This window comes from Amycolatopsis solani, from assembly GCF_033441515.1.
GTDB lineage: Bacteria > Actinomycetota > Actinomycetes > Mycobacteriales > Pseudonocardiaceae > Amycolatopsis > Amycolatopsis solani.
In genome coordinates this window covers 613,056-625,894 of record NZ_JAWQJT010000002.1, presented here as the reverse complement: position 1 = coordinate 625,894, position 12,839 = coordinate 613,056, and the positions used below count along the sequence as shown (strand labels likewise).

At 73.2% G+C, this 12,839-nt stretch carries 13 protein-coding genes; 8 read left to right on the top strand and 5 right to left on the bottom strand.

All coding sequences use genetic code 11. The features are described 5' to 3' along the window. The first annotated feature begins 4 nt into the window (after nucleotides 1–4). The gene (locus SD460_RS23565) at nucleotides 5–595 is read left to right on the top strand and encodes a TetR/AcrR family transcriptional regulator (RefSeq protein WP_290058898.1); all 591 of its coding nucleotides are present in this window, start codon (nucleotides 5–7) and stop codon (nucleotides 593–595) included. Here the strand turns inward: SD460_RS23565 and SD460_RS23560 are convergent. The 4 genes from SD460_RS23560 to SD460_RS23545 form a co-directional block, all read right to left on the bottom strand. Beyond that, complete coding sequence (locus SD460_RS23560) at nucleotides 592–1,134, bottom strand: dihydrofolate reductase family protein (RefSeq protein WP_290058899.1); 543 nt, start codon at nucleotides 1,132–1,134, stop codon at nucleotides 592–594. The two genes, SD460_RS23565 and SD460_RS23560, sit on opposite strands and share 4 nt — an antisense overlap. A gap of 100 nt (nucleotides 1,135–1,234) precedes the next feature. Next, entirely contained in the window at nucleotides 1,235–2,356 is a 1,122-nt protein-coding gene (locus SD460_RS23555) for a S1 family peptidase (protein WP_290058900.1), read from the bottom strand. 519 nt (nucleotides 2,357–2,875) lie between these two features. Next, nucleotides 2,876–3,205, bottom strand: coding sequence for a hypothetical protein (locus tag SD460_RS23550; protein ID WP_290058901.1), 330 nt, complete (start codon nucleotides 3,203–3,205; stop codon nucleotides 2,876–2,878). A gap of 178 nt (nucleotides 3,206–3,383) precedes the next feature. Further along, nucleotides 3,384–5,048 carry an alkaline phosphatase family protein gene (locus SD460_RS23545; protein WP_318306744.1) on the bottom strand — a complete coding sequence of 555 codons (1,665 nt, stop codon included), beginning with the start codon at nucleotides 5,046–5,048 and terminating at the stop codon, nucleotides 3,384–3,386. A gap of 280 nt (nucleotides 5,049–5,328) precedes the next feature. Here SD460_RS23545 and SD460_RS23540 point away from each other — a divergent pair, with 280 nt between their 5' ends. The 7 genes from SD460_RS23540 to SD460_RS23510 all read left to right on the top strand — a co-directional run bounded on the left by SD460_RS23540 (nucleotide 5,329) and on the right by SD460_RS23510 (nucleotide 10,776). Further along, nucleotides 5,329–5,523, top strand: a complete 195-nt coding sequence (locus SD460_RS23540) for an antitoxin (RefSeq protein WP_290058903.1) — start codon at nucleotides 5,329–5,331, stop codon at nucleotides 5,521–5,523. Between the two features lie 74 nt (nucleotides 5,524–5,597). Continuing rightward, nucleotides 5,598–6,770, top strand: coding sequence for a VanZ family protein (locus tag SD460_RS23535; protein ID WP_318306743.1), 1,173 nt, complete (start codon nucleotides 5,598–5,600; stop codon nucleotides 6,768–6,770). A gap of 99 nt (nucleotides 6,771–6,869) precedes the next feature. Continuing rightward, entirely contained in the window at nucleotides 6,870–7,253 is a 384-nt protein-coding gene (locus SD460_RS23530; protein ID WP_290058905.1) for an STAS domain-containing protein, read from the top strand. A gap of 92 nt (nucleotides 7,254–7,345) precedes the next feature. Next, the gene (locus tag SD460_RS23525) at nucleotides 7,346–7,744 is read left to right on the top strand and encodes an ATP-binding protein (RefSeq protein ID WP_290058906.1); all 399 of its coding nucleotides are present in this window, start codon (nucleotides 7,346–7,348) and stop codon (nucleotides 7,742–7,744) included. After that, complete coding sequence (locus SD460_RS23520; RefSeq protein WP_318306742.1) at nucleotides 7,737–9,359, top strand: PP2C family protein-serine/threonine phosphatase; 1,623 nt, start codon at nucleotides 7,737–7,739, stop codon at nucleotides 9,357–9,359. The genes SD460_RS23525 and SD460_RS23520 overlap by 8 nt, the downstream gene beginning before the upstream one ends. Beyond that, on the top strand, nucleotides 9,356–10,426 hold the full coding sequence (locus SD460_RS23515) for a cobalamin B12-binding domain-containing protein (RefSeq protein WP_318306741.1): 1,071 nt from the start codon (nucleotides 9,356–9,358) through the stop codon (nucleotides 10,424–10,426). Before SD460_RS23520 ends, SD460_RS23515 begins: the two co-directional genes overlap by 4 nt. Then, nucleotides 10,423–10,776 (top strand): STAS domain-containing protein, encoded by a 354-nt coding sequence (locus SD460_RS23510; protein ID WP_290055833.1) that lies wholly within the window; start codon nucleotides 10,423–10,425, stop codon nucleotides 10,774–10,776. Before SD460_RS23515 ends, SD460_RS23510 begins: the two co-directional genes overlap by 4 nt. Here SD460_RS23510 and SD460_RS23505 read toward each other — a convergent pair. Then, entirely contained in the window at nucleotides 10,773–12,836 is a 2,064-nt protein-coding gene (locus SD460_RS23505) for an MMPL family transporter (protein WP_290055834.1), read from the bottom strand. The genes SD460_RS23510 and SD460_RS23505 overlap by 4 nt on opposite strands. Nucleotides 12,837–12,839 lie beyond the last annotated feature (3 nt).

Genomic DNA, 12,839 nt, shown 5'->3' with positions numbered 1-12,839 from the left:
GCGGGTGCGACGTACCCAGCAGGACCGTTCCGCCGGCACGAAGGCCGCCTTGGTCGCCGCCGCGCGCGAACTGTTCGCCACCCGCGGCTACCAGGCCGTGCCGGCGGACGAGATCACCCGCGCGGCCGGGGTCACCCGGGGCGCGCTGTACCACCACTACGCCGACAAGCAGGGCCTGTTCCGCGCCGTCGTCGAGGAGCTCGAGCGCGAGCTGACCGCAGAGGTCGAAGCCGCGTTCGCCGGCGCCGCGGACCCGCTGAGCGGCCTGCTGCAGGGCCTCGGCGTCTTCCTCGACGCCTGCCTGCGCGAGGAGGTCCGCCGCATCTCGCTGACCGACGCCCCGGCCGTGCTGGGGTGGGACGTCTGGCGCGAAATCGAGGCGGAGTACGGGCTCGGCCTGCTCGTGTCGGTGCTGGAGCAGGCCAGGGCGGACGGGCTGATCGTCGACCAGCCCGTCCACGCACTGGCCCAGCTCGTGCTCAGCGCGGTGATGGAAGCGGCGCGGATGATCGCCGCGGCCGAGGACCCGGCGCGGACGCGCGCCGAGGTCCAGCAGGTGCTGGGCGGCTGGCTCGGGAGCCTGCTGCGGACCTAGCGCGTCCGGTAGGTGCTCAGCACCGCGGAACCGACCGGCGTGCTGGAGACCAGCCGCAGGTCGACGGCGGCTTCGAAGAGCCGTCGGCCCTCCCCCGCCACACTCGGGAACACGAGCAGCCGGTACTCGTCGACCAGGTCGTGCCGCGCGAGCGCCTGCGCGACCCCGAGCGAGCCGATGACGATCAGGTCGCCGTCGTGCCGCTCGGCCGCCTCGGCGAGATCTCCCCGCAGCAGCGCGGAGTTCTGCCACGCCGTCACGTCGGTCAGCGTCCGCGAGACGACCAGCTTCCGCGCCGCGTTGAGCCGGGCCGAGAACTCGTCCGTGCGGCCGGGCCAGAGCTTCGAGAAGAGCTCCCACGTGGTGCGGCCGAGCAGCAGGGTGCCGGTTTCGAGCAGGGTGCCGAGCCGGAACTTGTCCCCGGCCACCGCCTCGGGCCCGTGCCGGAACGCCCAGCCTCCGGTGGCCGTGCCACCCGAGCCGTCCGGGTCCTCCGCGACGCCGTCCAGGGTGACGAACTCGGTGACGATCACACTCATGACTGCTCCCGGTGGTTCCCGCCGCGCCCCCTTGGCGCGGCCTCACCGGTACCTACCGGCGGCGGCCGACGGATTCATCGGCCGCCGCCGGAGATTTTTCCTACGCCGTGACGAGCGACAGGCCGTAGGTCTGCAGGATCTCGTTCACCGGCTGGAACCACGTCTCGCCGCCCGAGCTGCAGTTGCCCCAGCCGCCCGAGGTGACGCCCTGTGCCTGGTCACCGGTGATGAACGAGCCGCCGGAGTCGCCGGGCTCGGCGCAGACGTTGGTCCGGGTCATCTGGTAGACCGCGCCCTGGGAGTAGTTGACGGTCTCGTTGAGGCCGAGCACCGTGCCGCAGTGCCAGTGCGTCGTCGAGCCCGAGCGGCACACCGAGGTGCCGACCGGCGCGACCCAGGAGCCGCGGACGAGCGCGTCGCTGACCGTGCCCCAGCCGAGCACGACCGGCGCGGTCCACCAGCCGTTGCCGATGCGGATGAACGAGTAGTCGTTGCCGGGGAAGGACGAGCCGGCGAAGCTGCCCATCGCCGAGCCGTCCCAGCCGACGACCGAGCTGCCCGCGCCGCCGCAGTGGCCGGCGCTGACGAAGCCGCCCTGCACGGAGAACCCGATCGAGCAGCGGGTGTTGCCGTTGATGTAGTAGGGGTCGCCGCCGACGGTGCCCGCCGAGAACGGCTGCGCGGCCGGCGCGCTCGCCACGGTGACCGGGCCCGCCTTCGCGGCGCGGGCCAGGAAGGCGTCGACGTCGGCCCCGCGCGCACCTGGCTGCAGGGTGACCACGACGCTGCCGGCCCGCGGGTCCACGCGCCAGCCGCTGACGGCGGCCGGGGCGGGGTCGGCCTTGGCGGAGGCGTCGATCGCGGCCTTGGCGGCGTCGAGCTTCGCCGCGCTGACCCGCGCGGTGGTGGGTTCGGCGCCGGTTTTCCGGACGGCGTCGGCGGCGGCCGGGTCGGTCACGCCGACGACGAGCTTGCCGAGCGCGGGGTCGAACCACGCGCCGCCGAACGCGGCACCCGCCGCCTGCTGCGCGGCCGGCATCACCCGCGCGGCGGACGTTTCCTGCCCGAGCCGGGTTTCGGCCTGGGCGGCGGTCAGGCCGAAGTCCCGCTGCATGGCGGAGATCAGCCCGGGCGAGGCGACGGCCGGGCTCAGCGAGGCGGAAGCGAGGGACGCCGTCAGGACGGCGGCGCCGCCGAGGGCGATGGCGATTCTTCGACGCATGGGGACTCCTCCAGGACCGGGGGAAAGAAACTCACCGTGCGCCGAGTGTGCGGGGCGGTGCGCGGCGGGTCCAGATTTGTCCGGTCTTCTGTCCGGAATTCGCGGGAGCGAACGACTGTCCACTGCGGACTGGATGGATGGTTCCCCTGCGGGCCAAGGGTTTCCGGGCACGCGAAGAAGCGCGAGCCGGGATCACCCGTCCGCGCCGACGAAGGTCTGGACCAAGTACAGCACGGCGCGACGGGCACCGGCCCGAACCGGAGACCGCGGGGCAGCGAACGTGCACGACCGTCCCTCGTCGTTGACAGCTCACATCCCGTCCGGCCAGGATCATCTATCCTATAGGATTCTGCACCCTGCTACTCCGCCACGTTCGGCACCGGAGGCAGCCGCGCCGGAAACGCCCGGACTCGGAATCGACTGGGACCGCGACGCCATGGACGACCGCCGCGTTCTGTGAACAGCACGACACCGCCCGGCCACCCCGGAAATGGGTGGCCGGACGGTTCCGTGCCCGAATCAGATTTCGTCGACCTGGTAGGTGACCACTCGCGCCGGCACCAGCAGCGCACCCGAACATTCCGCGACCGCCGGGCCGAACCCGTAGGGCACGAATTCCCCGGCCACGAACCAGAAGGCGTTGCCGCTGGCGCAGTGGGCGATCACGCGGTAGCCGTACCCCTCACCGGGGAAGCAGCTCACCGAGACGCCCTGTCCGAAGAGGAGCCCGTACCGCTCCCCGAAGCAGCCGGGTGGCGCGAAGTCGCCGCCGGCCGCGGCCGCGGGCACGACCGTCAAACCGAACAGCGAAAACAAAGCGACCCCGAGAACCGCCAATTTCCTTCGCATGAACACTCCTCGACGCGGAGAAACCCGACGTTTATGAGCGTAGAACTGCGGAAGAATTACCGGCAATTCATCGGGCCAGTGAATCCGCGCGCAGCGGAAAGTCACGACACTGCTCCATCCGGGCTAGCCCGCGCCCCTGGACGGATGGCGAAAACCCCGGCGGCTCCGAAAACGACGATCAGCGGGCGAACGCCGTCAGGAAGCGGTCGCGGAACGAATCCATCTTCCACACCGGGGCCTGCGCGGCCGGGTGCAGGCCGTCCGTCCAGCCCCAGCCCGCGATCCGGTCCAGCACCTTCGGGTCCTTCGCCACGATGGTGATCGGCACGTCGTGCACCGCGCCCTGCGGGGTGACCACCGGCGGCTGGTGGTCACCGAGGAAGACCAGCACCAGGTCGTCGCCGCCGTAGTGCTGGACGAACGAGATCAGCGTCTTCAGCGAGTAGTCCGTGGCGTCGCGGTAGGCGTCGCGGATCTTCGCCGGGTCCTTCCAGACCGATTCCGGGGCCTCGCCCGCGGCCGGCATCGGGGCGAAGACCGAGCCGTCGCCGACCTGGTTCCAGTCGACCAGCCAGGGGCGGGGCGACCAGGGGGCGTGGCTGGACACGAGGTCGACTTCGGCCATCACCGGGCCCGCCTTCGAGAGTTCCTTGCGCTGCAGCATCGACAGCGTGAACTGGTCGGGCATGGTCGCGTAGGCGAAACCGGGGCCGTGGTAGCCGATGCCGCGGGCGTCGTAGTAGGCCTCCGGGTGGTAGAACTTCTGCCCCTCGGGCCAGTCCTTGGTGTGCGCGGGCACGTCCCAGACGGTCCGCCAGCCCGCGCGCTGGAACGCCCCGCCGAGGGTGAGCCGGTCGCTGGCGAGGAGGTCGTTGTAGCGCTGCTGGTTGTCGATCCACATGCCCGACTGCACCGTCGAGTGGGCCAGCCAGCTGCCACCGCCAAACGTCGAGGAGGACAGGAACGCGCTCTTCGCGCCGATGCCCGCCGCGCGCAGCTCGGCGGTGCCCGCGTCGAGCGTCGCGCCGATCTTCGGGCCGAACGCCGGGTCGTCGAGCGCGACGCGGCCGTAGCTTTCGACGAACGTGAGCACGACGTCCTTGCCGCGCAGGCCGTTCAGCAGCTGGTCGCCGGGGGTGCCGCGGAACGCGTCGGCCGCGGCCACCTCGCCGAACGGGCGCTGCTCCCGCAGGTCGGCGCCCACCTGCCGCAGATCGCCGTAGGCCAGCGCGGCGGCGCTTTGGGCGGCCACCGGCTGCCCCGGCGCGATCTCGACGCCGAGCACCGAGCAGACGATCCAGACGACCCCGAGCACCGCCACGACCCGCGTCGCCGCGGTCCGGCGCCCGGCGGCGACCCGCGAGAGCCGCAGCACCGCCAGCACCATCAGCACCACGACGGCCACCGCGAGCACGACGGCCCCGGCGAGCGCGCCGATGGTGGCCGCGTCCCCGATCTGACCGGCCAGGAACTCGACGCCGGCGTGGAAGAAACTCCAGTCGTAGACGGGGTCGAACGGCTTCTCGAGGGTGGCGTAGAACCCGGTGTCGAGCGCCTTCATCAAGGTCAGGAGCCCCAGCACCAGACCGAACAGGACGGCGACGACGCGGCGCGCCCGCGGCGGCAGGACCAGCACGAACGCGGCGACGACGACCCCTTCCACCGGCACCCGCACGAGCGCTTCGGCGGAGAACGCGGTGAGGTCGTCCGGAGCGAGGAGGCCGAACAGCACCAGCACCGCGGCCAGCACCGTGAGCACCCCGCTCGCGACGGCGTGCCGACGGCCGGGCCGGGGCAGGCCGAAGTCCGGCAGGGGCGCGACCGGGGCGGTTCTTCCGAGCATGCGAGCCTCACGTAGTCGTTCGCGGCGGTGACCACCCGGCCCGTGCGGCGGGACCGGCGATCCTCACCCGGTATACGGGCCGCGGCCCCGCGCGGTTCACGCGCCACCCGCGAAGGACGCGGCCGCTACCCCGAACCCCCCGCGTCAAACCCCGTCCACCGGCTTTCACCCGCGAAAACACCGGAAATCCCCGCGACGGGTGCCTGGTGGTTGCGGGCTCCGGGAGCCGGTGTTCTCCTCAGGACGACCGAAGATCGAATTCCGGACGGAGGCACGACGGATGAACCTGTTCGACAAGGCCAAGGAAGCGCTCGGGAAGAACCCGGAGCAGGCCGACCAGGGTGTCGACAAGGCCGCCGACGCCGCCAAGCAGCGGTTCGGCGAGCACTCCGACAAGATCGACCAGGGCTCCGACAAGGTGAAGGACTTCCTGCACAAGCAGGGCGGCGGGCAGCAGGACGCGCCGCCGCAGTAGCCCTGCGCGGGGGAAACCCAGCCGTCCGGGGGAAGCACGCTTCACGTCCCCCGCGGCTGGGTACCACCGGCTCCGTGGTCGCCACCTACCTCGTCCCCGTCCGCACCGCCCTCCTCCTCTTCCCGCTCCTCGCGCTGGCCGTGATGTTGCCGGCCGCGTTCGTCAGCTACCGCCGTCGCGGCCGCGCCGGCGGCTGGCAGACTTTCGTCTTTTACACGTTCCTCTTCTACCTGCTGGCGATCGCGACGCAGACGGTGCTGCCGCTGCCCGCCGATCCGGCGTACTGCGCGGGACACACCTACGCGAGTTCTCCGCAGCTGCGGCCGTTCTACTTCGTCGAAGTGGTTTCGCAGCGCGCCCGCGGGCACTGGAGCCCCGGCGCGCTGCTGCACAACCCGGCGGTCTGGACCACCGCGCTCAACGTCGTGATGCTGGCCCCGCTCGGCTTCTACGTCCGGTACGCGCAGCGGATGCGGCTCGTGCCGGCGGCCCTGATCGGCTTCGGCGTCTCCCTGTTCTTCGAGCTGACGCAGCTGACCGGCCTGTGGTTCGTCTACCCGTGCCCGTACCGGCTGTTCAGCGTCGACGACCTCATCCTCAACACGGCGGGCGTCGTCGCCGGCTGGCTGCTCGCCGGTCCGCTCGGCCGCTTGCTGCCCACCCCCGAACCGGAGCACGACCGGCGCCGCTACGCCGCGAAGGTGACCTTCACCCGCCGGCTCTTCGCGCTGGCCAGCGACCTGCTGGGGTTCGCCGCGCTGCTCGGGTTCCTCTTCGGCCTGCTCACGCTGTTCGGCGAGGACCTGAACCACCGCGACACGCCGGTGGTGATCCTCGCCGTCGTGTGGTTCGTGGTGCTGCCCGCCGTGACCGGCTCGACCCCGGGCAAGCGCGCCATGCTGCTGCGGGTGACGCGCCGGGGCGGGCGGCGCGCCGGGCCGATCGCGCTGCTGGTCCGCAACGGCGTCCTGCTCTCCCCGCTGTGGCTGGCGTGGTGGGTGCTGGACCTCGACCACTGGGACCTCGGCACCCACCCCGAGCAGCTGCTCCTGCCCGTCGCGCTGGCCGCGTCGGTGTTCGTGGCGGGGATCTGGACCCCGCTGGCGGTGCTGCTCGACGACGAGCACCGCGCACCCTACGAACGGCTGACCCGCACGGTGAACACCGCCATCGTGCCGGCCGGGGCCGAGGTGCCCGCACCGGACGGCGCCGCGCGCCCCCGCGAGGAAGTCCTTAAAGGACGGTGACGGGACAGGGCGCCGTCCGGGGCGGGCGGCTTTGGTAGATTGCGTCGAGAACGGGTTGAGCCGCCAGCCCGCGTCCCGATCCCCCGGCCTGGAGTTTTCATGACCACCGACGCAACGCGGCCCCGGCAGCGGCTCTCCGGCGACGGCTGGTCCCTGGAAAGCTCCGAAGACGGGGACCTGGGCGTCTACACGCTGCGGGGCGAGTTCGACTTCGCGGTGTCCCCCAAGCTCGCGGTCTTCGTGCCGGCGGACCCCGGCGCCGCGCGGATCGTCGTGGACATGGCCGGCGTGACCTACTGCGACTCCAGCTGCCTGCAGGTCCTGCTGCGCCTCGGCCGGCAGCTGCACCGGGCGGGCGGCCGCTTCGCCGTCGTGACGGCCGCGCCAGAAGTCACCCGGCCGATCGAACTGCTCGGGCTCGGCGACGTCATGCCGGTGCACCCGACCCTCGGCGCGGCCCGTTCTTCCTGGGAAGACGCATGACGACCTCCGATACCCGTGTGGGCGGCCCCGGATCCGGGCATGAAGAAGGGGAAGGCCTCTCCGGGGGGTCCGCCACGGCGAAGGAGGCGGTTGTGAAGCTCCGCGATGTGCGGCACGAGCTCGGCATCTCCGCCGAGCTGTCCGAACTGGCCCGGGTCCGCCACTGGGTGCGCTCGGTCCTCTGCGGCCTGCCGGCCAACGTCGTCAGCACGGCCGTCATGGTGGTGGACGAGCTGACGTCCAACGCGCTGCGCCACGGCCGCGCGCCCTACCACGTCCGGCTGCTGCCGGGTGCGGCCAAGCTGCGGATCGAGGTCGACGACGGCGGTGGCGAGACCGCCCGCCGCCGGGCGCCGTCCGACCACGGCGGCCGCGGGCTCCTGCTGGTCGAGCGCTGCGCGGCGGCCTGGGGCCAGCTGCGCCGGCCCAGCGGCAAGACCCTGTGGGCCGAGCTGGTCACCGATCCGGACCCGGCCGGAGCCCGTGGCTGACCGCGCGCGCACCGCGCGAGCCACCCCGGTCGACGGCGGCCGGGAGTGGGCCGCCGCCCCCATCGCGGCGCTGGTGGCCGACGGGTCCGGCGTGATCCGGTCGCTCAACGAGGCCGCTCGCCTGCTCTTCCCGGCCGCCGAGCCCGGCCGCCCGCTGGCGGGCACGGTGGCGGACTGGCTCGCCGCCGCCCACGGCCCCGACGGCGTCGCCCGCGGAGAGGTCGGCGCCCAGTCCTTCGCGGCGCACCCCATCCCGCACGGCGACGCCGTGACGTGGTGGCTCGTCGACGAGACCGACGCCCGCTCGGCCCGCGAGGCGCTCGCCCGCGAGCAGGAGCGGACCGCTTTCCTGAGCGACGCGTCGGCCGCCCTGCTGGGCTCGCTCAACCTCGAACGCTGCATGGAGGTCGCCGCCCGGCTGGCCGCGGAGCACCTCGCCGACGCCGCGCTGGTCCTGGCCCCCACCCACGGCGGGACGTTCCCGGCCGTCACCTGCGTGCGCGGCGGCGAGCCCACCCGGTCCCGGCTGGAGATCGACCCGGACGAGCTGCCCGGGCTCGGCGAGGCCCTGCAGGGCTTCCCGCCGGTGCCGTCGCGCTGGCTCGACCCGGACGCGGCACCCCGCTGGGTCCTGCCGGCCGGCTTCGGGCCGGTCGGGTCGATCGTCGTGACGCCGTTGCCCGGCCACGGCGTCCCCGCCGGCGCGCTGGTGCTGCTGCGCCGCGGCGACCGGGAGTCGTTCACCGACCAGGAAGAGCTCTTCGCGCGGCTGTTCGCGGCCCGCGCGGGCGCGGCGATGTCGGCGGCGCGGGTGTTCGCGCTGCAGGCGTCCATCACCGACACGCTGATGCGCGAGCTGCTGCCGCCCACCCTCGAGCAGCTCGGCGGGGTCGAGTTCGCCGGCCGCTACCGCCCGGCCCGCGACGGCGAGCGGATCGGCGGCGACTTCTACGACGTCCACTCGGCGATCACCGCCGACTCCGGCGAGTCGCTGGCCGTGCTCGGCGACGTCTGCGGCAAGGGCCTCGACGCCGCCGTGCTGACCGGCAAGATCCGCACGACGCTGCGGGCGCTGCTGCCGATGGCCGGCGACCACCACCGGCTGCTCGACCTGCTGAACCGCACGCTCGGGCACAACGAAGACGCCCGTTTCGTCACGCTCGTGCTGGCGTCGGCGCGCCGCGAGGGTGCGACCGTCCGGCTCCGCGTCACCAGCGCGGGCCACCCGCCGCCGCTGATCGTGCGGGCCGACGGCCGGGTCGAGGAGGCCGACACGCGGGGCAGCCTGATCGGCGTCCTGCCCGAGATCGAGTCGGTGAGCGCGGACGTCACGCTCAACCCCGGCGAGACCTGCCTGCTCTACACCGACGGGATCGTCGAGGCGCGGGGCGGCCCGCTCGGGGACGCCATGTTCGGCGAGGAACGGCTCCACCAGGCCGTCGCCGAGTGCGCCAGCATGCCCGCCGACGCCGTCGTCGAGCGGGTGCAGATGCTCGCCTCGCAGTGGATCGGGCGCGGCACCCACGACGACATGGCCGTGCTGGCGATCACCGCGCCGCGCGGGCAGCACCTCGCCGCCGTCGGCGGTCACGGGCGCGGGAGGTACACCGCATGAGCACCGCTACCCGGAGCACCGCGGTGGCCGAGCACGCCGAGCGGCTGTGGGACGCCGTCACGACCGGCGACGAGTACACCGCCGGCGACGTCGTCGTCCAGGCGCTGGGCGACGGGACCGACCCGGAGAGCGTGCTGCTCGACGTGATCGGCGCGGTGCAGCGGCGGGTCGGGCAGGAGTGGGCGGCCAACCGCCTGACCGTGGCGCAGGAGCACGCGGCGACCGCGATCAACGACCGCGTCATCGCCACCTTCGGCTACGTGCTGGCGCGCCCGGAGCCGCACCTCGGCCGCGTCACGGTCGCGTGCGTCGACGGCGAATGGCACGCGATGCCGGCGCGGTTGCTCAGCGAGGTGCTGCGCCTGCGCGGCTTCCAGGTCGACTACCTCGGCGCGCAGGTGCCCGCCCCGCACCTGGTGGCCCACCTGCACCGGACCGGCCCGGACGCGGTCGCGCTGTCCGGCTCGCTGGCGACGCGCCTGCCGACCGCGCACGCCACGATCACGGCGTGCCAGGCCGCGGCGACCCCGGTCATCGCGGGCGGCGCCGCTTTCGGTCCCGACGGCCGGTACGCCCGGCTGCTGGGTGCCGAAGCGTGGGCGCCGGACGCGCGGACGGCGGCCGACCGGCTGACCCGGCCGCTCCCCCGCCCGCAGGCCGCGCACCAGCCGCTCGACGACCTGCCGCACCTGGCCGACCAGGAGTACACGCTGGTCACGCGCAGCTCCGGCCGGCTCGTGAAGGCGGTGCTGGCCGGGCTGGAGGAGCGGATCCCGGCCATGCGGAACTACACCGACCTGCAGCGCCAGTACACCGCCGAGGACCTCGCGCACACCGTCGAGTACCTGGCGACGGCGCTGTACGTCGGCGACGAAGAGCTGTTCACCGGGTTCCTGACCTGGACCGCCGGGATCCTGACCGCACGAGGCGTCCCGGCCGCCTCGCTGGTGCCCGCCCTCGACCTGCTCGAGGCGGAGCTGCGCGACTTCCCGCGGGCCACCGGCCTGCTCCGCGCCGCGCGCACGCACCTGGCCGAAGCGGCCACCGGATCGGAGCTCTCGGCATGACCAACGGCTTGACCTGCACCTGGCGCCCCCTGGACGAGAGCACGGCAGGCGTCGCGATCGTCGGCGACCTCGAGTTCGCCACCGCGGGCGTGCTCCTGCGCCTGATCATCGACCGGCTGGCCGGCCACCCGGGCGTGCGCGAGGTGCGCCTCGACTGCGGCGAGATCGGCTTCTGCGACTCCTCGGGCCTCTCGGAACTGGTGAAGGTGCACCGCGCGGTCGTCGGCACGGGCCGCCGGCTGCACCTGGACAACCGGCAGCCCGCACTCGACCGCCTCCTCATCCTCACCGGCACGGCGCGCTACCTGACCGGCGAGGCCGCGGACTCCCGAGCCCTCCGCGACTCCTAGTCCTGCGCCCGCGCCAGCTTCGACGGCCACCAGATGCGGCGACCGACGTCCACCGTCAACGCCGGCACCAGCAGCGACCGCACCAGCAGCGTGTCGAGCAGGACGCCGAACGCCACGATGAACGCGATCTGGGCGAGGAACAGGATCGGGATGACCGCGAGCGCGGAGAACGTCGCCGCGAGCACCACCCCGGCCGACGTGATCACCCCGCCGGTCAGGGAAAGCCCGCGCAGGGTGCCGTCGCGCGTCCCGCGGGTCAGCGCCTCTTCGCGGACCCGGGTCATCAGGAAGATGTTGTAGTCGATCCCCAGCGCCACGAGGAACACGAACCCGAACAGCGGCACGACCGGGTCCGCGCCGGGGAAGCCGAAGATGTGGTTGAACACCAGCGCCGACACGCCCATCGTCGCCGCGAACGACAGCACCACCGTGGCGATGAGCAGCAGCGGCGCGAGCAGCGACCGCAGCAGCAGGGCCAGCACCAGGAAGATCACCAGCAGCACGATCGGGATGATCAGCGCGCGGTCGTGCTTCGACGTCTGCTGCGTGTCCAACTGGATCGCGGTCGGGCCGCCGACCTTCGCGTTCGCGCCGGGCACCGCGTGGACGGCGTCGCGCAGCTTGGCGACGGTCGCGACCGCCGTCTCGGAGTCCGCGGGATCGTCGAGCACGGACAGGACCTGCACCCGCCCGTTGACCACCTTCGGCCGCCCGTCCGGGCCCGGCAACGGGAACGACTGCGCCACGCCGTCCATTGTGGACGCTTTCAGCACCGCGGGCAGCGCGCCGGCGTCGGCGATCGTGATGGCGGGCGCGCCGAGGCCGCCCGGGAAGTGACGGCCGAGGACCTCTTGCCCCGCCCCGGATTCGACTTCGGTGAGGAAGACGTCGGACTGCGCGGTGCCGGATGCCTTGAGCTGCGGCAGGAACGCGACGCCGACGCCGAGCACGAGCGCCGTCACCACCCAGACCGCCCGCGGCCGGCGCCCGACCAGCCGCGCCACGCGACCCCAGACGCCCGCCGTCTCCGGGTGTGGCGAGCCGAACGCGGGCTTGAACGGCCAGAACGCGCCGCGGCCGCACAGCGCCAGCGCGGCGGGCAGGAACGTGGTCGACGCGAGCAGCGCGGCACCGATGCCGATCGCCGCGACCGGGCCCAGCCCCTTGTTGGAGTTGAGGTCGCTGAAGAGCAGGCACAGCACGCCGAGCACGACGGTCCCCGCCGACGCGGCGATCGGTTCGAGCGTCGCGCGCCAGGCCAGTTTCAGCGCGTCGAAGCGGCTTTCGGTGTCCCGCAGCTGTTCGCGGAACCGCGCGACGAGCAGGAGCGCGTAGTCGGTGGCCGCGCCGAAGACGAGGATCGAGAGGATGCCCTGGCTCTGGCCGTTGAGCGCGAGGACGTCGTGCTTCGCCAGCAGGTAGACGACGAGGCTGGCGAGCCCGAGCGCGAACACCGCCGACAGCAGGACCAGGAACGGCAGCAGCGGGCTGCGGTAGACGGCGAGCAGGATCAGCGCGACCACCCCGCCCGCGACGAGCAGGAGGATGCCGTCGATGCCGCCGAACGCCTTCACCAGGTCGGCGATCTGCCCGGCGGGCCCGGTGACGAGCACGGTGAGCCCGTCGGGGGCGCCGGTGAGCTTCGCGCGGACCTCCTTGACGACCTCGCCGGGGTTGCCGTCGGCGAGGATCGGCACGCTGAGCTGCACGGCCTGGTCGTCGCGGGGCGCCTTCTCCGGTGCCCCGAGCGGGCCGACGACGCCGGGCACGCCGCCGAGCTCCCGCGCTTTGGCGTCGAGGAACTGCCGGTCGGCGGCGGTCAGGCCGGCCGGGCGCTCGGCGACGACGGTCGCGGGCAGCACCTGGCGCGAGCTGAAGGCCTTCTGCTCGTTCGAGACCGCGGTGGCTTCGGCCGAGCTCGGCAGGAAAGCGGCGTTGTCGTTCTTCGCGACCTCGCTGAGCTTGCCGGCGAACGGGCCGCCGAACCCGCCCAGGCCGAGCCAGGCGACCACGAGCAGGGCGGGGAGCAGCCAGCGGAGCCGGCGCGGGGTCTCGTTCATGGT